The following is a 20,997-nucleotide window of genomic DNA, read 5'->3' on the forward strand; positions in this document are numbered from 1 at the left end:
TGGCTGTTATCTATTTGCATCATATTATATTTTAACAACTTTTATTTAAAAAAAATGGAAAATCAACGGCATATATTAATGATCTTAACTTCTCATGATAAAATGGAAGATACAGATAATAAGACTGGTGTTTGGCTAGGTGAAATGACAGATCCTTATTATAAATTTATAGATGCGGGCTATCAGGTTCTTTTTGCAAGCCCGTTAGGTGGAGAACCTCCTATTGATCCCATGAGTAAATTAACAGAACACGTTACAGCATCTAATAGGAGGTTTATAGATGATTCCATTGCACAATCACAATTTAAGGATACCCTGTCATTAGATAATATTCTTTCTTCTGCATTTGATGCGGTTTTCATTCCTGGTGGTCATGGACCTCTTTGGGATTTGTCAAGACATCCAGATGTAAGCAGATTGCTTCAAGATTTTATAAAAGAGGGTAAACCTGTGGGTGCTGTATGTCACGGTCCTGCTGCGCTACTCGCTTTAGCAAAGGATCACCCAGATTATTTAGTTGGTAAAAAATTAACAGCATTTACAAACGTAGAGGAAAAGCTAGTTTTTCGCAATGATCATATTCCATATCAATTAGAAACCAAATTGCAAGAATTGGGTGCAGATTTTAGTTCTGCATTAATACCCTTTGCTGTTCATGTAGTACAAGATGGGAATTTGGTTACCGGACAAAATCCGTTATCTGCGGGACCGACTGCATCTAAAATTATAGAATTGCTTGAAGGATTAAATGAGCAAAATCTTGAGTTATAAAAATTAGATTAAACATATGGAAAATAAGGAACAAGGATTTTTAAAAAAATATTTTGAGGTTTTCAAAAATGCGGTTTTAGGATTTGTAAATGAAGATTGTCTTAAATACAGCGCATCACTTTCATACTATACGATCTTTTCCATCGGTCCGATATTGGTTCTGATGATTTCGTTAGCAGGTATATTTTTTGGCGAAGATGCGATTCAAGGTAAAGTATTTTCAGAGATGAGAGGGTTAGTTGGTCCAAGTGCTGCAAAGCAAATTCAAGAAGTAATCATGAATCTGAAGTTATCCGGAAAATCTAATTTAGCATTGATCGTTAGTATCATTACATTATTAATTGGTGCTACTACAGTTTTTGGAGATATACAAAATTCTATTAATAGAATATGGCATGTGAGAGCAAAACCAAAGCGTGGATGGTTGAAGTTAATAACAGATCGTTTACTATCTTCTTCTTTAGTGGTTGGTCTTGGTTTCTTATTAATGGTCACATTGGTTGTTAATGGTATTATTTTAGCTTTTACAGATCGATTACAACTATATTTTCCAGATATAACGGTGTTTTTTATGGATGCTGTTAATTTTGCATTGAGTTTTGGAATTATTTTTATTCTTTTTAGTATTATATTTAGAACTCTTCCTGATGTGAAAATCGAATGGAAAACAGTTAGGACCGGGGCTTTTTTTACTGCAATCTTATTTGTCATAGGTCGATATGGAATTGGTTTGTATTTACAATCATCAGGTACTGAATCGACATATGGTGCAGCAGGAGCATTGGTTCTGGTATTGTTATGGGTGTACTACACGGCAGCAATCCTTTATTTTGGTGCTGTTTATACCAGAGAATTTGCCGTAGCAAATGGTATTCCTATCAAACCGGCCGATTATGCGGTGTATGTTGAAGAAAAGGAGAGAGAACGTATTGTTAATGAAATTCCTCCTGAAGATGTATCCGCAGATAAAGATGTTTCATCATAGTCATGCGTAAAGTGTTGTGGTGCTTTCTTTTTGTTTATGATAGATTAAAATGTAGCAGATATGAATTTTGTTTAGCTGCATGTTGTCAAGTAAACTCCAATTAGAAAAATAGCGAGCGGCATGATGATGCCCACAAAAAGTAATATGCTTTGTGGGCATTTTTTATTACAAGAACTTTGCTATCTATATGTATACTTGATTAGATTTGCGGTGTGATTTTTGTTTCAAAATCTTTTTAAGATTATTCCTTTGTTATGAAAAGCTAAATTATTGTTTGTTTTGCTTTTAAACAATTCCAGTCTTGATAAATTAGTTGTTTTTTGATTTAAATTTATTACAAAGTATGATCATCCAATTGTTATTATAAACCGTTATTATTCTTCATATCAGTGGCGCATTTTACAAAACAGATAAAGATCAATTGGCTATTCAATTATCCAATTATAGTGGGAGGAGGGATATCAAAAGCAGGAAAAAGACCGCGAATGGAATGAACTTCTGCTTATGAAAAAACAAAATCAAAAGTCTTTAAAATCACAAGATTTTGTTCTTGTTAATCAAGATTATGGTACCTTTTTTCTAGATTTGGAGGATTATGTATTGAATACCAAAACTAATCAGTATATACGTGAAAATATAAATGAAATTTATCCATCAGCCAATCGCTATGAGGATGACCGATATTTGCGCAAATATATCCGACAGCAACCCAACGCCAAAAAGGAAGAAAACCTGAGTCAAATGCGCATTGCCAATGGAAGTATCTTTTTTACGAGCTGTGATGACGTTGAAAAATCATATCATTATAAAAATGATGCAGAATAAGGAAAGCAAAAGGACTAATTATGAAAAGAGATGCTCATTCTATCAGCATTGTTAGAAAAAATTTTGGAAAGAAAAATAGTGCTGCTGCATTAATTTTGGTTAGTCTGTTTAGTCTTATGGGATTGATGGGGCTTATTATCGATTGGAAAAGTGGTCTATGTGGAATTGTTCTTGTTGCTTTACTTTACCTTATTTATAGAATAGTCCAATTTCAATATTTTATATGGTTTATTATTTCTAGCTTGATTGCCGCATATTTTTTGAGTGAATGGCTGGAAATTGCATTTTTACAGCTAGTTATTACGTCAGTATGTATTTCCTTTATATTTTTAATAAAACCCTATTATAATGATTATATAAAACCAGATGACTTTGAGGTTTTTTATTTAGATCGAAAACAACTGAGGTGCTTAGCTACTTTTGAAGATGGGGATTATAAGGGGTACGCAATCAATCCGAAAAACTACTTGAAAAGGTATGAAACTGTTCAAATTAAAGGAATAACATGTGTCAAAAACCATATCACTATTGCTGTGGGAGATTTATTGGTTAGACCAAGGGAGCTATCCGTAGATGATGTGGATCAGATATGGGATTATTTAAATATTCATTTTCCAACTATGTTGGATCAGAAAGATGATATGCAGCGAAATAAGCTAAAAGAAAATCGGTATTACATGCATAAATTTTTTATCTTTTCTCCTGTTATAATTTTGGCTCCCATCATTTATTTTTTTGGAAATAATGGAAGTGATAAAAGATTTACATATTGTTGTTTATTGCTTATGATCCTTTTACCGATTATAATTTCCAAGTCCTTGCGAAAAAAAAATAAAGCATAGGATAGTTAGCCTTTGATTTTTATAGCTTTCATTTTAACATATGAAGTGCATGAGTTTTTTACTATCTATTGTCGCTAAATTTATTCATTTGCGTTGAACAGATTTGTTGTCGTTTAAATAAGGCTTGTAAAATATTGGAAGTATTGTAAACGAATCAATTCATTACTTAAAGAGATCTTATTTTACAATTTATGTAAATGATAAAAATAATTAGCCCGCCTAGATTTTCTTATCCCGACCGTTTAAAAGGGGGGAAAACAACTCTTATTGCAGAGGGTGAGGAGTATTTCGTATACGAAGATGGACGGATTAATAAAAAATAAGAACACTTATGGTTTAATGGCACTCTTACTTGTTATCGGTGTTTGTAATTTAAGAGTAAATAGCAGGGGTATATGCCCACAAAAGTTAATGTATAGTTTAGTTAATTTGAAAAGATATGATGGAATTTATTAAAAACAAAGTAACGATTTTTTTTGCGCTCAGTATATTATCAATTTTAATTGGAATTTTCATCTCTATTGTACTTTATACAGGAGTTTCAGCTGCAGACAAATTAGCGGTGATGTATATTATTTTTGGCGGGATTCCTGTTTTTCTTGTCATGGTGATTGATAGAATATTTGTGTGGAAATTTGGTGCTAAGAAAGTAAATAGGGTAGAGCTTTATATAATTATTGTTTTTTTTGTAGTTTTCGTACTCAACTGGATCAGATTGCGTTCACAGGTTTAAATAAATTGAAGAATTAAAAATAAATAAATTTCCAATGAAGAAGAATAAAACCAAAATGATTATTTTAATAACAGGAGTAATTGTACTTGTACTGCTAGTTGTGAGCAATTTTATTTATGTTTCACCTCGTGAGACATTGCTTTATAAAGCGCAACAATATCTCACCTATTCAAAATCAGATTGGGAAAATTATGAAGAAAATAAAAAGATATTAGCCGATAATCCGGCAGACGGTCATATGGAGACCGCAGTAGAAAGGTCTATATCTCCTGATGATATTTATTCTTTAGATACAAACCGTATAGCTCCAGAGGTTAAAGATGAGGAATTGAAGAAAATTAAAAAAGCAAATTTCGAGAATTTAATTCCTTCTTCCCATGTACCTGATCATGAGGATGTCCAAGCTGCATTGATTCGATTCACTAAAGGTCGATTAACCGATGTTATTATCAATCAAAAGATAAATATCAAAGTCGGAAAATGTTATGATAACCCCCATACAGAAGGTAACTACCATTGTGTAAGCTGTATGATATTACTGTATAATCGAGATACTAAAGATTGGCAAGAGGCGCCAAATGGAGATAATTTTCTTAAGCCAGCATACGATTTCTATCAACCCTCAAAAGGCGATATTTGGGAAGCAAAAGATCTTTCTATACGCATTCCATTTGATTATGATTTATATAAAAAATTTGAAAGTAATCACTAAATAAAATCAGAGGAATAAATCAATTTTCGTTTGATAGAATTTTTGAAAAATAAATTCTAATAATCAGTCATCGCCTATCTAAAAATAGTATGGATAATTTGGAATTGATAGATCGTCTATCAATTCCAAATTATCCATAAGTGTTAACCTAATGCGTTTATAGACTATGCATCTTCATGATTATCGACTTCATTTGGATTAGGTGGCAAAGGATTTGTATCTTTTGAAGGCCGTGTACCAGTATCACTTTTCACTTTAGTCTGTGCATGAGGATCAGATGTCTTTTTCTTTTCTTTTACTTCCGTTTTTATATTTTGCTTTTTCATATTTAATAGGCTAGTGATGCCGTTATTTCTTTATGATGATAACCTATTATTCGTTTGAAATATAGGCGTTACCACATGGTGTTGTACTGCATTATTCAAACTTATCGTTGTGGTATTTTGATCACTTAATTCTTTCAGTAATGCTAATTGACACTTGCCGACATTTGCCCATGACATTTGTTTTCCATATGCAGCAGCATTATTTCTATAATACAGCATTTTAGCAGGGTTAGCCAACAAATCATTTACTATTGTTGAAAGTGCATTGGCATCATTAAAAGGGAAAAGTATACCTCTATCTTCCGCTAATAGATCCTTAGCATACCAATAAGGTGTAGAAATACATGCTGTACCTGCTCCAACGGCAAATGAAAGAGTACCACTACTTATCTGATGTTCATTGGGGTATGGAGTTACGTAGATATCACATGCACTTAAATATTCTTTCAGTAATTTTTCTGATGCAAATTGGTTAACGAACTGCACTTTATGACCAATATTGAGATTCATGACCATCTCCATTAGATCTTCTCTGTATGTATCACCTTCTGTACGTAAAACATTGGGATGAGTAGAGCCTAATATAATATAAACAAAATCATCGTCTTCAATATTCGCCACAGATTTTATTGCTGTTTCAAAACCTTTACTTCTTCCCAAAAATCCAAAACTTAACATCACTTTTTTATTTTGAAAACCAAGTTTTTTCTTAGCGATTTCTTGATCACATTCAAACTGAGGAACGCCATGTGGAATTAGAGCAATAGATTCTGGATTAATTTGGTAAATTTTTTCCAACATATCGATGGCACGTTGTGTCATGACTGTTAGTTTGCTACTATATTGCCCTAATTGACGGATGATCCGATATTCAAACGGATTCGGTTGCTCCAGTACCGTGTGCAGGTTTGTCACTACTGGTATTTTAAGATTTTTAATCAAATCAATGATATATTTTCCTGTCTCTCCTCCAAATATGCCGTATTCATGCTGAATAATGCACGCATCGAATGTTTCATTAATAATCTCTGCTGCTTGAAAGTAGCTATTCAGATTTTCTTTATCAATAACATATGTAACTTCTTCGGGAAATACATATTCTGATCCATCGGATACCGCAAATATACGATGATCCTGATTTGAAGAGTACTGTAAAGATTGGTACAGATCATGAGTAAATGTAGCGATACCACACTGCCTAGGTGGGTAAGTTCCAATGATAGCTATTTTCATATATAAAAAAACATTTTTAGTCTATAAGGTTTTGAGATTATTTGCTGAAGTAAATTTATATTACGACCATAATTTAACAACACCTTTGATATAAGAACAAATCACATCTTGTTTAGTTCCACCAAAATGTCTATAACTGGTCAAAACAGGCATTAATTCTTTTTGAGCAAGTATAAATTTCCTAGGACATGTGTTTATTCAGTAAAAGAGTCTTTAAATGATTATATTTTGCTGTAATACGATATAATAATACTCCTAAAGACATTTTTAAAGTGTGTTCATCCTGATTGGCCATGTAGGATTAAGCAAGATCTTTAAGTCAATGAGGCCTACTTTTTAATATACTTTTATTATTAAAAAATAAAATGCTATTTTTAAACTTTATCATTCGAATACCTATGTTGGAGCTGCTGTTGTTTGCATAGGTATATGAACTAAATTGGCTATGATTTTAATTGTTGACGACCAAGAAGCGAATATTTATTCACTTAAAAAATTACTGGAATCCCAAAATTTTATAGTGGATACAGCACTGTCTGGAGAGGAAGCGCTTAAAAAAGTATTGAAAAACGATTATGCTTTAATAATATTGGATGTTCAAATGCCTGGAATTGATGGGTTTGAAGTTGCAGAAACGCTATCGGGTTTTAATAAAACAAAGGATGTTCCAATTATTTTCTTATCCGCTGTTAATAAGGATAAAAAATTTATCACAAAAGGATATGCTTCTGGCGGAATAGATTATGTGACTAAACCTATAGACCCAGATATTTTAATGTTGAAAGTGAAAACTTTTTCCCGTTTATACGAACAAACATTAGCATTGAATGAAATTCAGCAAGTACTTCGGTCTGAAATTGAAGAAAGAAAAAAAGTACAACAGGAATTAAAAGAACAGGTTGACAATTTATATTCTACTTTAGAATCTCTCCCACAGTTGGCTTTTACAGCAAATGGAGCCGGTGACATCGAATTTGTAAATAGTAAATGGCTCTCATATGCCGATGCGAATATGATGCCTGCCACACATGTTGATGATATGGATATACGTACAGTTTGGGCTGAAGCAATAGTTGCTGAAATACCCATGGAACTTGAAGTGCGCATCAAAGAGTTAAAATCCGAAATATTTAGATTTCATCTACTACGTATTATTCCAATTAAAGAAAAGAATAATCAGCTTAAGTGGGTCGGTACTTTTACGGATATCGATGATCAAAAGCAGATGGAAAAAAAGAAAGATGAGTTTTTAAGCATCGCCAGCCACGAATTAAAAACCCCGCTAACGAGTATCAAAGCCTATGCACAATTGTTAGAAAGGACCCTCAATACCAAAGCCGACGATCCCGCAGGAAAATATATTAATCGAGTACAGAGTCAAGTGAGCAAATTAAATGCACTTATCACCGATTTGCTCGATATTTCAAAAATTGAGAATGGAAAATTAAAGATCACAAAGAAGAGTTTTGATTTTGAAAATCTTTTGTCCAATGCTATTGATATCATTTATCAAACACATGATAATAATACGATGGTTATTGAAAGACAAGGCGATCGTATAGCTGATGCATTTTTGGGTGATGAAATACGTATTGAACAGGTATTGATCAATTATTTGACAAATGCAATAAAATATGCCCCCAATACAGAACGTATTATTGTCCATACAGAAAAAGATGCTCATCAGGTGAAAGTTAGTGTAACCGATTTTGGTATCGGAATACCGGAACACAAACAGAAAAATATATTTGGTAAATTTTATCGGGTAGAGGAGTCTTCAGTTCGATTTCAAGGGTTAGGAATTGGCCTCTATATCTGCTCCGAAATTATCAAACAGCATCATGGTACAGTCGGTATCCAGAGTGAGTTGGGCCAAGGGTCAACCTTTTATTTTACATTACCTCTAAATTAATATTAAATGCCTAAACCATTTTTAAGAAATTTACAGATTGGATTTGGATTTTCCTTGCTACTATTACTTGCAAGTTCTACAGCATCTTATATCAGTATAAAAGAACAAATTAATAATCGAACAAAAGTAGATCATAGTCGTCGCGTAATTGCTTCAGCGAATAAGATTTTAAATGATTTACAGAATGCGGAGACTGGACAAAGAGGGTTTCTTCTGTCAGGGAAAGAAACATTTTTAGAGCCTTATCTCAATAGTATACAAACCTTACCAAAATCATTAAAACGTACACAAGATCTTGTCAGTGATAATCTTGGGCAAAGTCAAGTGGCTGATAGTCTTACTTATCTGGTCAACTCTCGACTGGGGATCTTAACTAATTTGATTGAAATAAAAAGACAAGGTCAGCAAATCACTTTAGCTAATTTAGAAGAAGGTAAGCATTACATGGATAGTTGTCGCGCTATTATAGCTCGATTTATTGGTGTAGAGGAAGTTTTCTTGGACAAAAGGTCAAATGAACTGAATAAATCATCTCTGTATACCTCTATTTTTGTCGTTATTGCTGCAATTGTTTCGTTGTTGATTACTGTTGTATTTTACCTTCGTATACGTGAAGATTTTATAAAACGTGAAGGATTGCAGAAGTCTTTGCGCGATAAAGATGAAGAAATCAGCCGTAGGCTGAAAGCAACACAGCGTATTGCCAATCAAATAGCAGGTGGTGATTATTCTGTTCAAGTTAATGATGATGAACAGGATGATTTGGGTAGCTTAGGTGGTTCTTTAAATCAAATGGCCAATGCGTTAAAAAAATCATTTGATGACTTGAATCATAATGAATGGCGACAAACAGGTCTAGCGCAGTTAAATGAAATTCTTGTTGGAAATAAGACTGAAGAAATTTTAGTGGCTGATGCTCTTCATCAACTCATCAGTTACGGGAATGTGACCAATGGTGCTTTTTATCTATTAGAACAAGAACGAATTGTACTTAAAGGTGCCTATGGCTTAGAAAATCGAATGATAAAATCGGTTAAGATCGGTGAAGGAATGATTGGGCAGGTCTTTAAGGAGGGGAAAGTGAAGCGATTTGAACATCTGCAGGATAAAGATTATGTAGTAAGTTTTGCTAATGGACAGGTTCAAATCAATCATGTGCTTTTATTGCCTGTATTTGTTGATTACAACTGTATAGGTGTGATCGAGCTAGGTGCGATAGAAGCTTTTGAAAATGTGAAATTACCATTCTTTATAGATGCGACCCGTAATATCGGGATTGCTATTTCAGCTGCTAAAAGTCGTGATCAGGTGCAGCAACTATTGGAGGAGACACAGACACAAACAGAAGAATTACAGGCACAGCATGCAGAGTTAGAAAATTTAAATACGGAGCTAGAAGCACAGACACATAAGCTACAATCATCCGAAGAAGAACTGAGAGTACAACAAGAGGAACTCGTACAGTCTAATCAAGAGTTGGAGGAGCGATCCAAGGCGTTAGAAGAAAAAAATTACCTCATTGCGGAGCGTAATTTAGAGATACAGCATAAAGCAGAAGAATTAGCTTTGAGTACAAAGTATAAATCTGAATTTTTAGCTAATATGTCACATGAGCTGCGAACTCCTTTAAATTCGATTCTTCTTTTATCCCGACTTATGTCGGAGGATACGGATGGTAATCTGAATGAAGATCAAATCGAGTCAGCTAAAGTTATCCAAAGCTCGGGAACAAGTTTACTGAATCTTATTGATGAAATTTTGGATCTTTCTAAAATTGAATCTGGAAAAATGGAACTTGATTATCAAGATGTAAAATTGGAGGATGTGATACATGATTTGCAAAATTTATTTCTACCATTAGTAAAAGATAAATCACTTTCATTTCATATTATTACCGAGTCGAATAGTACAGCTATTATTGAGACTGATCGTCTACGACTTGATCAGGTCTTGCGAAACTTGCTTTCTAATGCCATTAAGTTTACGCAGGAAGGAAGTATAACGCTAGCGATATCCGACGATAAAGAGCATGATGACCAGTTAATTTTTGAAGTCAAAGATACGGGAATAGGAATCGCACAAGAAAAGCAAAAAATTATATTTGAAGCATTTCAGCAAGCGGATGGTTCTACTCGTAGAAAATTTGGAGGAACAGGGTTAGGGCTCTCGATCAGTAGAGAAATTGCTCGTTTATTAGGAGGTAAGATTTCTTTAAAAAGCCAGGAAGGTGAGGGAAGTATTTTTACATTGATTCTTCCTAAAAGAAAAGTTTCTGAAACAATAAAACCTACTTCTGAGGAATTGATTGACATTATTGCTTCTGATATCACGGAGATGACAACTATCGTTTCGGAATCTGCAACTTCTAATTCTAATATCGTATATAATATTCCAGAAGAAGTAGCTGATGATCGTGATAATATTGTACAAGGGGATAAGGTGATCTTAATCGTAGAAGATGATACTGCTTTTGCAAAGGCCTTGTTGAAATATACACGTCAGCAGCAGTACAAAGGTGTTGTGGTGGTCCGCGGTGATATTGCTGCTGATTTTGCAGCTCGTTATCTACCGTTGGCTATTTTGTTGGATATTCAGCTCCCGATCAAAGATGGTTGGGAAGTGATGGATGAGATAAAAAGTAATCCACAAACGCGCCATATACCAGTTCATATCATGTCTTCGCTTCGCGTTAAGAAAGAAAGTTTACTGAAAGGTGCGATTGATTTTATAAATAAACCTGTTGCTATTGAGCAAATTGGACTGATGTTTAAAAAGATAGAAGATGCACTTACACGTTATCCAAGAAAGGTACTTATTGTCGAAGAAAATCCAAAGCATGCCTCAGCACTATCATATTTCTTGAGTAATTTCAATATTGCAGCAGAAATTAAAACGAATGTTGACGATAGTGTACAAGCGTTATCTTCAGATTCGGTCAATTGTGTCATTTTGGACATGGGTGTTCCGGATAAGATTGGTTATGAAACTTTAGAAGCAATCAAGAATAATGAAGGACTCGAAAACTTACCTATTATTATTTTTACAGGAAAGAATCTCTCTCATGCAGAGGAGGTGAAAATAAAACAATATGCCGACTCGATCGTTATAAAAACGGCTCATTCGTATCAGCGAATCTTAGATGAAGTGGGACTGTTCTTACATTTAGTTGAAGAAAACACGACAGATCAGCAGAAAAGGAAAGCAAATAAATTAGGCTCTTTGAGTGAGGTGCTGACAGGTAAAAAGGTGCTGATTGCAGACGACGATGTAAGAAATATATTTTCTCTTTCAAAAGCTTTGGAGAAATATCAAATGAATGTTATTTCTGCGACAAATGGAAAAGAAGCTTTAGTCCAATTAGATAACCATCCGGACATATCCATTGTACTTATGGATATGATGATGCCTGAAATGGATGGTTATGAAACGATCCGATTGATCCGTAAACAATCTCAATATACCAAATTGCCGATCATGGCAGTCACTGCAAAGGCGATGACGGGTGATCGTGAAAAATGTATTGTGGCGGGAGCTTCAGATTATATTTCCAAACCAGTTGACACAGACCAACTCCTCTCTTTACTACGAGTGTGGTTATATGAAAATTAAGAGCATAAAACAGTGTGATGAAAAAAGTTAAGTTAGTATTGATTATTGATGACGACAATCGCAATATTTTCGCGCTGCGATTGGCGCTAAAGTCGAGAGGATATCAATCACTTTCCTGTAATAGTGCAAAGGAAGGAATTGCTCTACTGGACACAAATAGGGATATTGAAATCGTCTTGATGGATATGATGATGCCTGATATGGACGGTTATGAAGCTATACAGGTAATCAAATCATCTCAAATTTATGGTGATATTCCAGTGATTGCTGTTACTGCTCAAGCCATGCAGGGTGATCGGGAAAAGTGTATTGAAGCAGGTGCTCGTGAATATGTCCCTAAGCCGATTAACTTAGATAGATTAATAAGCATAATTGAACAAAACAGTTAGATGTGGGAACCGAATATTATAAAAAATGAGGATATCGAACTTCTTTTGACAGATGTCGCTGAGCGTTATGGTTATGATTTTACGCAGTATAGTAAGGCTTCACTCAAGCGGCGATTGAATAGAATCTGTTTAATTGATAAGTTTAGTAGCTTTGCGGAGCTTCGATATCGGGTGATGAATCATCCCGAATATTTACAACGCTTTGTTGAAGAAATAACGGTCAATGTTACGGAAATGTTTCGGGACCCAAATTTTTATAAATCATTGCGGGAAGAGGTTTTCCCACGATTAGGTACTTATCCTTTTATACGAATATGGGTTGCTGGTTGTTCTACGGGAGAAGAGGCATATTCTATTGCTATTCTTCTTAAAGAGGCTAATTTGTATCATAAATCATTGATTTATGCAACTGATATTAACCCCGGTGTATTAGAGCGAGCTAGTAGTGGTATTTTTCCGATTAGTCAAATGCAGTTATACTCGGAGAATTATAGGTTATCCGGTGGTATAGAAGATTTTTCTAAATATTATACCGCCAATTATGATTCTGTCCAATTTCACCATAATTTGAAAGAGAAAATGATTTTTTCAACTCATAATTTGGTTTCGGATAGTTCTTTCAATGCTTTTCAACTTATTCTTTGTAGAAATGTATTGATCTACTTTGATAAAGAGCTGCAAAATAGTGTTTTTGACTTGTTTGATATCAGCCTGGATGCATTGGGATATTTAGCTTTAGGATCTAAAGAAACTATTCGTTTTTCGAAATTAGAAAAACAATATAAGCAAATTGGTGACGAACGGATCTGGAAAAAGATCCGATAATCTTAGTATATAATTAGCGATGTTAAAAAGGACAAATATAGTCGTTATTGGAGGGTCAGCAGGAAGCCTCAAAGTGCTTCTCGTAGTTTTGCCTCATCTTGATAAAGATCTTTCATTTCCTATTGTTATTATTATGCATCGCAAGGCTTCTTCCGATTCGGTATTAAATAAACTGCTGGCACATAGTACACAATTAGAAGTCATCGAGATCGAAGATAAAATGACCATGCTACCTGGCTGCATCTATATTGTACCTCCTAACTATCATATGCTTTTCGAAAATAAAACATTAGTATCTTTGGATTTTTCGGAAAAACTTAATTTTTCACGACCATCTATTGATATTACATTTCGCTCTGCTGCAGAAGTTTTTCAAGAAGGGGCAGTAGCCTTGCTTCTTTCTGGCGCAAATTCAGATGGGGTTAATGGATTGAAAGAGATTAAAAGCTATCAAGGTACTGTAGCTGTCCAAGATCCCGCAACTGCTGATGTCGATTACATGCCTTTACAGGCTACTTTGCATGTAGATGTGGATATTATCCTAAAACCAACGGAAATTGCAAGTTATATTAATCGATTGCGTATTTAATCTTCATTCTTTTACAAGACAAATTATTATATTAGCGACTTGTTAATATTCCCTATACATTGATTTACTATGAAAGATAAAACTATCCTGCTCTTTGATGATGATGTAAATATCTTAGAGGTATGCACTATTATTTTAGAAAACTATGGGTATACAGTAGCTACTTCCGAGACATCGCACGATATTATTGAAAAAGTAACTGAAATTAGACCAGATGTTATTTTAATGGATAATTGGATCCCTGAAATTGGTGGTATAAAAGCAACTCAATTGGTGAAGCAACACCCAGATTTTAAACATATACCAGTTATATACGTTTCTGCCAATAATGATATTCATCTTTTAGCAGAAGAGGCTGGCGCTGATAGCTATCTTGAAAAACCATTTAATTTGGATGATTTGGAAAGTGCTGTAAATACGATGTTAATGGGATCAAAAAATCAAGTTTAAGCTGAAGGGATTTACTTTAGACGAAGGATTTAATACTCTTATACATAAAAAAAGATTCTGAATACATCAGGATCTTTTTTTGTTTTGTGATGTGTTCATATATTGTCCTAACTGATCTTTATAAAATTTGTCTAATTTTTAAAGCAGTAAATATTCTTTATCTCCATTGGTGATTGATGACTTTTCAAAACATATGTTAATCTACTGATTATTTAGTGCTATCTACCTAATTTGCTGCATTTGTACGTGATGTAGCCTATGTCCGAAACTAATAAGTTGCGAAGGGGTTATATGTATAGTAAAAAATTAAAACTTATATATTATGGCAACAGCAAAAAGTAAAAAAGATAGTATGCCTAACGCGCATCTCCACGAATTATTTGTAGACGAATTGAAAGATGTACTTGGTGCTGAAAGACAATTGTTGAAAGGGCTTAAAAAACTAGCCGATGCAGCACACGGAGAGAAGCTTAAGCAAGCTTTTAAAAGCCATTATGAGCAAACTGAAGGACATATTGAACGATTGAAGTCTGTATTTTCAAGTATCGACTTGACCGCTAGAGGGAAGAAATGTAAAGCAATGGAAGGCTTATTGAATGAAGCAGAGGAAATTTTAGAAGAGTTTCAAGATAGTCCTGAGGTAGTAGATGCTGCTCTGATCGCTGCGGCACAAAAAGTGGAGCATTATGAAATCGCTACTTATGGTTGTTTGGTCACATATGCTAAATTAATGGAACATAGTGAAGCGGAAGAACTCTTAGCTGCAACTTTAGCAGAAGAAAAGGATACCGATGTTTTGTTAACAGAGATTGCTATGAGCGAATCAAACTTAGGTCAGTCAAAATAATTTTTGATAGACTGATAAAGATTATAATCAGCTGTCATCTTGAAATAGGTGACAGCTGTTTTGGTTATAAGAAGGAGCTATATCATACTCATCCACAATATCTATTGATCACAGATTACAAACTTAGATGTGAATGACAAGTGGAAAACAATATACACATCATATCACTGCGCTATAATCATTTTTTGTTTTTGTACATTTTCATGATACCATTTATGATTAGTGCCCTTAGTCATAAGCATCTCTAAGATGATGTCGGAACTAAAAATTCCAATACATTTTCCCTAACTTCAAATACGGCAATATTTTTCAAAGGAAGGACAAGTTCGTCGTCAATATGCATATAGGCACTTTCACAGTCTATGGTTAGTTCTTTAGCTTCAAATGATTTATAGTTAAAGGTCACATCCTGTTGATCAATTCTTTTTTTAATATAGTCAGCAAAATCTGCACGTTGTTCTTCATCAACATATACGACATTAAACACACCATCATCTGTTGCTGCTTCAGGAGATAATATAAGATTGGGGCCAATAGATTGAATATTCATCACTTCCAATAAGATACAATTTCCTTCATAAATCTGATCATCTGCTTTTATCCAAAATTTTTCAGATTGAGCAGATAAAATAATATCATGCAGTACCTCAAGAGCTAGTTTCAATTCATCTTTTGCATTTTTCACCTTACTTTTGTCTACTGCAATCATCTTTTGGATTAAATGTGGAAATACACCATAACCAGCACCTTCCAGAAAAAAATCTGTTGTTTCCGCATTTTTGATTACACCAACATCAAATCGTTGTCTCTTACTATTGTTCCAGCTTTTGATGTGGCTTGAATGATTTAAATTACTATCGATTCCTAGTGCAATTGATAGATTATTGGCAGTTCCCATGGGAAGAATAGTGACGGGTATCTTTTTGTCAAGTGCATTTCTTTTAACAAGCTCTTTTACAACACCTCTCACCGTTCCATCTCCACCTGCCACAATTGCAAAGTCTGCCTGATCCAATTGATGAACCCAACGGTCTCCTTTTTTAACTGAAAAATACACACAAGTATATCCTTCATTCTCGATACATTCTACTAAATCAGACTTTAAATGATCTTCATCTCCCGCGCCGGGATTATGCAGTAAAATAGCTTGTTTCATACATTAATTTATATATATAACAACATTTGCCGAGACTATTTGTTGTTATATATATAAGATTTATTTGCAGTAACGATACACACTATGAGAATTTTGATTACGAATGACGACGGTATTTATAGTCCAGGCATTGCATCTCTTGCAAAAGTGGCTAGAAAATTTGGACAAGTTAAACTGGTTGCGCCCGATGTTGAACAGTCTTCGATGGGACATGCTGTCACACATTCTCGACCTTTGAGCTATAAAAAATCACCAATCGAGTTTCCTGATGTTGAAGCCTATCGAGTGAATGGAACACCAGCAGATTGTGTCGCTATGGGCACTCATTTATGGAATGATGTGGATGTGGTGTTATCAGGGATCAACATGGGGCCTAATTTAGGTAATTCGATGTGGCATTCTGGTACATTAGCAGCTGCTAAGCAAGCTGTTTTATTTGGAATTAAAGGTATAGCGCTCAGTACGCCAGTTGGTGACACAGAGCCTAATTTCGAGGCACTAGAGCCATATGTTGAACAGACGCTAGACTTATTGTTGAAAGATAAAGAATTGGCTTTGTATAATGTTAATTTTCCTGCTCATCCTACCGATATGATGTGGACAAGACAATCTGTTCGCTTGTATGACGGGACCATTATACCAGGAACAGATCCTTTAGGACGTAAACACTATTGGTTTACAGTGTCACCGTTAGGCCCTGCAGATGAAGGTACAGATCGTTGGGCGGTGGAAAATAACCTCGTTTCTATTACACCATTAAGACTCGATCTTACAGATGAAGCTGTACTTGCCAAAAAGTTGATGGATCAACGCTAGTGATTCATCCCATTTATAGATTTTGACTCCATCAAAAAGGAGTGATTACTGGTGCATTTTCTAATTCATTATGTATCATAAGTTATAGGTATGCTTAAGTCAATAATTTGATGTCAATTTAAATATAATTTAAAAATGAAAAATTTAAGAACTATATTCTCACTTCTAATGCTTTTTTTAATAATCATAGCATGTGGTGGAAATGAAAATACGAAATCAAGTTTACAGGGAGGTATGCAAGACACTGTTCAGCAGAAAGTAAATCCAGGTGTTCCTTTGGATAATTTGCATAGAAGTAAAACAGGAGATTCAACTTTAGGGAAAAAGGATATTAAAACGGGTATTCCGCTAGATAACTTAGAACGTAGCAAATCTCCTGATAGTAGTAGTCAGTCATTGCCACAGTAAGTTAAGCTATTTGTTTTGTTTACCTTACCAGAGCTTTGTGATGGATGCTTATGGAATGTCCATTAAAATAAAGATTACTCATGGGTTGTATTCTTTCCTTATCAAGCATCAATTGATAATACAAGAGTATTTTAAACACTATTATTCCGATCGGTAGTATACCCAACCTGAAAGATTATCTATGGAATCACTTTGTATCAGATTAACCAAGAGGTCACTATCCATAAATAATATACGGGTACTGTTTACATTCAATTCTCTGATCGGATAGAATAGTGCATGATCATTTGGCAATTCCACATTACTTTGTAAAGCAATATAACCTTGTAAAGCAATATAACCTTCGGCAATTAAATTATCGATAAGTGTTGGTGTTATCGAATTTAAGTCATGCATCATTTTACCAATCCATTTTTTTTCATCTTCTACGTATTTTGGATAGTATTCTTTCGTATACTCTAAGATTAGATTTTCTCCTTCAAGATTCATTCCTTCGCGTATCATCCTTAACCCGGTACAACGAGCTTCTTCTTGGTAATAATCTTTTCCATAGTCAAATTTGATTTCTCCTGCAATAGAACTTGCCTCTATTTTTGCACGAAGCGCCATTTGTCGGTTACGGAGTTCGTGTATGTAATCATAATTTTGATCCATAGTAAAGTGATTTTATACTTATAGCTTTTTAGATATGACCTTAAAATGCTTTAAGCAGGTGATGTTGGACATGGTAGTTATATTCTTTACTGTAATTAAATTTTACAGGGCAGCATCTCTTAAATTGCGGACATGATCATGAGCAGCTTTCTGTTTCTGTGCATGATTTCGAATAATACTGACGATATGTATAGGTAGATCTGGTGATTCTTGAATTGCTTTTTCGTATGCCTTTTTACTAGCATCCTCACCGCGTTCACATTCTTCGAGGATACTTTTACGATCATGGCCAGATAATGAAGCTTTAAGATCAAGCCAAAAGCGATGCAATTTTCCAGATATAGGTTTTCCTTCTGTTGTTTCTTCACCATTAATAACAGCGAATGGATTCAGTTCATGATTGAATTGAGTGGTTTGTTGAATATAATCTTCAAATAATGATCTTAAATCTTGATCGCTTCCGTCTTTTAAATTTCCTAAAGCACGTGTATAACCATCTATTCTATCATTGTTGATCAGAATTAAATCATGGATAATCTCTGCGGTAGTTTCACTGGTATACATATATTTTTTTTAATTTATTTAATATTCACTTTTTATTAATGATGTAACAAATCTACCTACACAAAAGTTTTTGTTATCCCATTGTTTATCAATTCTTAATGAGTGGTACAGGAGTTTATTGATATGGTGTTTTGGAGACCAGTATTCCGTATAGCATTTAGCGTATTTATCGCAGCATTATAGAGACAAACTTTTGGCTTCATATCACGTTATATAGCTATGTAATATGAAATAAAAAATGATGGCAACTAAAAATGAAAATGAAAAAGTAGGTATTGTCAATAAAGATCAACAACCTGAAAAAAAGAAAACAATTACTTCAGTAATTGATAAAAGAGATAAAAATCAAGAAGGTGACGGCGAAGCTGGGTTGGATCCACAAGTTGAACAGCTGCATCATATGCCAGAACCAGATATTTTTCCACGCGAGCATGTAAATACTAAAAATAAATAAGATGATAGAAATCAAGAAGATGTTTTTAGAAGGTGCTGAACTTGATTTTCTGCTGGAGATTGTCGGGCGCTCAGTCATCATGTTTATCTTGATATTAGTGATTTTGAGATTGTCTGGTAAGAAAGGGGTAAGGCAACTCACCCTTTTCGAAGTAGCCATTATTTTAAGCTTAGGATCTGCTGCGGGCGATCCTATGTTTCAAGAGGAACTGCCTATTATCTATGCTCTAGTTGTATTATTTTCAGTTATTGTTATCTACAAATTTGTTACTTGGTTATCTTCCAAGTCGACGCTGATCAATAAGATCTTAGAAGGGGAGGCTATGGTCGTGGTCAGAGATGGTATGTTTGATCTAAAACATGAGCATGATGGCGATTTTTCGAAAATGGAGTTTTTCTCCGAATTGCGCAATCAATCGGTAGAGCATCTTGGTCAGGTTCGTATGGCTGTACTTGAAATAGATGGTTCTATGAGTATTTTATTTTATCCAGATGCAGAAGTAAAATATGGACTTCCCTTATTTCCAGATGACTATAAACGAATTATATCTAATCAGGACGGAGTTCCCGTCGCCTGTATGTATTGTGGACAAATTTCACCCCATATCCCTATAAATCAATCTTGTCCTCGATGCCAAAGAGAGAACTGGGCATTTGCGATTGATACTAAACGAGTGTAATCATGAGGTATCTAATTACCTCATGATACTTAAGAAAAATAAGTTATTTCCCTATTAACTTTTGTTAATTTTTTCTTTTGCTTGTAGATATGGGTTATGATAACGTTCGTAGAATAGTTTTTTGTCATCCCTATAGCTTGATACGGCCCCTAATCTATGCAAAAGTTTAATATAATACCATGCTAAGTCTACTTGATAAGGTTTAAAGCCACTACGTGCACTTTTAGGAAATAAGTGGTGATTATTATGCCATTCTCCAGCAACTATGCCTGGCCATATTTGATTAATGGATTTGTCATTGACGCTAAAATCTATACCTTCTCTTTGTTTATCTTCTCCTTTGGCATGGCCTTCATAATTGAAAGTTCTTACTCCAACACCCCAAAAAGCAGCAGCTCCAAAAAGACTGCAAGCAAGGGCGTGCCCACCCATTAGGTAAAATGCGAAGTACCAAAAAGACCAGTTTAATAACCACGATGCTATAGCATATGCCGGTGTTACATATGATCCCCACTTTTGATACTGTTTGTATGTGTTTGCTGATACACCAGTATGTTGCATGAGCAATTTTACTCTCTTATAATCCTGTTCGTTAAGATTTTTTGCTATTGGTTGGTGATTAACATCGGCAAGAAAACAATATAGAAATCCTGCTTGCGCATTGTATGGATCACCTGGTTGATCAGATTTAGCATGATGAACATGATGCGAAATCACATAGATCTCTTCCGGAATGACATTGATCGTTAGATTCTGAGTAAAGAATCTCCAAAAAGCATTTTTGAATTTGTATGCCCCATGGGTGCAATACCGATGATGCCAAATGGTTCCATGGGTACCCATAATGATCATACTGTATACAAACGCAGCTAACAGTGTCCACCAACTCAGGTAATTTGTTAAAAAAATAAAGAAAAAAGGAATTAGACAAATGATCTTAAACCAACTGAAAAAAGGTAGCCAATTTTTTCGATCTTTAAAAATGTTTATTCTATTGAAGAATTCAATGATGATTTCCTTATTAGTTGGCTTGATAAGTTTGCCCGTAGCGTCTTGCCACCCATAGGAAGGTGGTTGTAATACATGATCTAAAAATGACATGTTTGTAATAATTTTAGTTTAGGGATGTTGTCAGATCTGTTCTAGCTAAAAAAATAAGCGTTATATGAATATTTTTTAGCGTAACATTTCGTATTTATAAATATCTTCTAATGGAAC

23 protein-coding genes are annotated in these 20,997 nt (G+C 34.4%); 17 read left to right on the plus strand and 6 right to left on the minus strand.

All coding sequences use genetic code 11. The features are described 5' to 3' along the window. Window positions 1-54: 54 nt before the first annotated feature. The 6 genes from C8N37_RS17610 (at window position 55) to C8N37_RS17635 (ending at window position 4,868) form a co-directional block, all read left to right on the plus strand. Window positions 55-771 carry a type 1 glutamine amidotransferase domain-containing protein gene (locus C8N37_RS17610; protein ID WP_211322299.1) on the plus strand — a complete coding sequence of 239 codons (717 nt, stop codon included), beginning with the start codon at window positions 55-57 and terminating at the stop codon, window positions 769-771. Window positions 772-787: 16 nt separating this feature from the next. Continuing rightward, window positions 788-1,756, plus strand: coding sequence for a YihY/virulence factor BrkB family protein (locus C8N37_RS17615; protein ID WP_108160135.1), 969 nt, complete (start codon window positions 788-790; stop codon window positions 1,754-1,756). A gap of 504 nt (window positions 1,757-2,260) precedes the next feature. After that, on the plus strand, window positions 2,261-2,581 hold the full coding sequence (locus C8N37_RS17620) for a hypothetical protein (RefSeq protein WP_108160136.1): 321 nt from the start codon (window positions 2,261-2,263) through the stop codon (window positions 2,579-2,581). A 20-nt stretch (window positions 2,582-2,601) separates the two neighbouring features. Then, complete coding sequence (locus tag C8N37_RS17625; RefSeq protein ID WP_108160137.1) at window positions 2,602-3,423, plus strand: hypothetical protein; 822 nt, start codon at window positions 2,602-2,604, stop codon at window positions 3,421-3,423. Between the two features lie 439 nt (window positions 3,424-3,862). After that, window positions 3,863-4,156: a hypothetical protein gene (locus C8N37_RS17630; protein WP_146171102.1), complete on the plus strand. Its 294-nt coding sequence runs from the start codon at window positions 3,863-3,865 to the stop codon at window positions 4,154-4,156. 34 nt (window positions 4,157-4,190) lie between these two features. Next, a complete protein-coding gene (locus C8N37_RS17635; protein WP_108160139.1) occupies window positions 4,191-4,868 on the plus strand; it encodes a hypothetical protein in 678 nt (225 codons plus the stop codon). A gap of 164 nt (window positions 4,869-5,032) precedes the next feature. On the opposite strand, the gene C8N37_RS22865 is transcribed toward C8N37_RS17635, so the two are convergent. Both C8N37_RS22865 and C8N37_RS17640 read right to left on the minus strand, forming a co-directional pair. Then, a complete protein-coding gene (locus C8N37_RS22865; protein ID WP_170114558.1) occupies window positions 5,033-5,194 on the minus strand; it encodes a hypothetical protein in 162 nt (53 codons plus the stop codon). Between the two features lie 30 nt (window positions 5,195-5,224). Then, on the minus strand, window positions 5,225-6,427 hold the full coding sequence (locus C8N37_RS17640) for a glycosyltransferase family 4 protein (RefSeq protein WP_108160140.1): 1,203 nt from the start codon (window positions 6,425-6,427) through the stop codon (window positions 5,225-5,227). 445 nt (window positions 6,428-6,872) lie between these two features. Here C8N37_RS17640 and C8N37_RS17645 point away from each other — a divergent pair, with 445 nt between their 5' ends. From C8N37_RS17645 to C8N37_RS17675, 7 genes are all read left to right on the plus strand, one after another. After that, the gene (locus C8N37_RS17645) at window positions 6,873-8,339 is read left to right on the plus strand and encodes an ATP-binding response regulator (RefSeq protein ID WP_108160141.1); all 1,467 of its coding nucleotides are present in this window, start codon (window positions 6,873-6,875) and stop codon (window positions 8,337-8,339) included. A 6-nt stretch (window positions 8,340-8,345) separates the two neighbouring features. Further along, complete coding sequence (locus tag C8N37_RS17650; RefSeq protein ID WP_108160142.1) at window positions 8,346-11,948, plus strand: response regulator; 3,603 nt, start codon at window positions 8,346-8,348, stop codon at window positions 11,946-11,948. 17 nt (window positions 11,949-11,965) lie between these two features. Then, window positions 11,966-12,337, plus strand: coding sequence for a response regulator (locus C8N37_RS17655; RefSeq protein ID WP_108160143.1), 372 nt, complete (start codon window positions 11,966-11,968; stop codon window positions 12,335-12,337). Next, complete coding sequence (locus C8N37_RS17660; protein WP_108160144.1) at window positions 12,338-13,162, plus strand: CheR family methyltransferase; 825 nt, start codon at window positions 12,338-12,340, stop codon at window positions 13,160-13,162. It begins immediately after the preceding gene. A 19-nt stretch (window positions 13,163-13,181) separates the two neighbouring features. Then, window positions 13,182-13,751, plus strand: coding sequence for a chemotaxis protein CheB (locus tag C8N37_RS17665; protein ID WP_108160145.1), 570 nt, complete (start codon window positions 13,182-13,184; stop codon window positions 13,749-13,751). Window positions 13,752-13,820: 69 nt separating this feature from the next. Then, entirely contained in the window at window positions 13,821-14,201 is a 381-nt protein-coding gene (locus C8N37_RS17670) for a response regulator (protein ID WP_108160146.1), read from the plus strand. A 322-nt stretch (window positions 14,202-14,523) separates the two neighbouring features. Next, entirely contained in the window at window positions 14,524-15,048 is a 525-nt protein-coding gene (locus tag C8N37_RS17675) for a YciE/YciF ferroxidase family protein (protein WP_108160147.1), read from the plus strand. Between the two features lie 244 nt (window positions 15,049-15,292). Here C8N37_RS17675 and C8N37_RS17680 read toward each other — a convergent pair whose 3' ends face one another. After that, window positions 15,293-16,204: a diacylglycerol/lipid kinase family protein gene (locus tag C8N37_RS17680; protein ID WP_108160148.1), complete on the minus strand. Its 912-nt coding sequence runs from the start codon at window positions 16,202-16,204 to the stop codon at window positions 15,293-15,295. 84 nt (window positions 16,205-16,288) lie between these two features. Between C8N37_RS17680 and surE the strand changes: the two genes are divergently transcribed. Together surE and C8N37_RS17690 are read left to right on the plus strand one after the other, a co-directional pair. Beyond that, window positions 16,289-17,020 carry a 5'/3'-nucleotidase SurE gene (gene surE, locus C8N37_RS17685; protein ID WP_108160149.1) on the plus strand — a complete coding sequence of 244 codons (732 nt, stop codon included), beginning with the start codon at window positions 16,289-16,291 and terminating at the stop codon, window positions 17,018-17,020. Between the two features lie 168 nt (window positions 17,021-17,188). Further along, complete coding sequence (locus tag C8N37_RS17690) at window positions 17,189-17,428, plus strand: hypothetical protein (protein WP_108160150.1); 240 nt, start codon at window positions 17,189-17,191, stop codon at window positions 17,426-17,428. A 141-nt stretch (window positions 17,429-17,569) separates the two neighbouring features. On the opposite strand, the gene C8N37_RS17695 is transcribed toward C8N37_RS17690, so the two are convergent. Together C8N37_RS17695 and C8N37_RS17700 are read right to left on the minus strand one after the other, a co-directional pair. Continuing rightward, window positions 17,570-18,082 carry a hypothetical protein gene (locus C8N37_RS17695; protein WP_108160151.1) on the minus strand — a complete coding sequence of 171 codons (513 nt, stop codon included), beginning with the start codon at window positions 18,080-18,082 and terminating at the stop codon, window positions 17,570-17,572. A 102-nt stretch (window positions 18,083-18,184) separates the two neighbouring features. Then, window positions 18,185-18,646 carry a ferritin-like domain-containing protein gene (locus tag C8N37_RS17700; protein WP_108160152.1) on the minus strand — a complete coding sequence of 154 codons (462 nt, stop codon included), beginning with the start codon at window positions 18,644-18,646 and terminating at the stop codon, window positions 18,185-18,187. A gap of 238 nt (window positions 18,647-18,884) precedes the next feature. Here C8N37_RS17700 and C8N37_RS17705 point away from each other — a divergent pair, with 238 nt between their 5' ends. Both C8N37_RS17705 and C8N37_RS17710 read left to right on the plus strand, forming a co-directional pair. After that, a complete protein-coding gene (locus C8N37_RS17705) occupies window positions 18,885-19,100 on the plus strand; it encodes a hypothetical protein (protein WP_244914464.1) in 216 nt (71 codons plus the stop codon). Between the two features lies 1 nt (window position 19,101). Then, entirely contained in the window at window positions 19,102-19,779 is a 678-nt protein-coding gene (locus tag C8N37_RS17710; RefSeq protein WP_108160153.1) for a DUF421 domain-containing protein, read from the plus strand. 54 nt (window positions 19,780-19,833) lie between these two features. Here C8N37_RS17710 and C8N37_RS17715 read toward each other — a convergent pair whose 3' ends face one another. Next, window positions 19,834-20,880, minus strand: coding sequence for a fatty acid desaturase (locus tag C8N37_RS17715; protein WP_108160154.1), 1,047 nt, complete (start codon window positions 20,878-20,880; stop codon window positions 19,834-19,836). Between the last annotated feature and the right edge of the window lie 117 nt (window positions 20,881-20,997).

It is taken from the genome of Sphingobacterium faecium, from assembly GCF_003054045.1.
GTDB classification, from domain to species: domain Bacteria; phylum Bacteroidota; class Bacteroidia; order Sphingobacteriales; family Sphingobacteriaceae; genus Sphingobacterium; species Sphingobacterium faecium.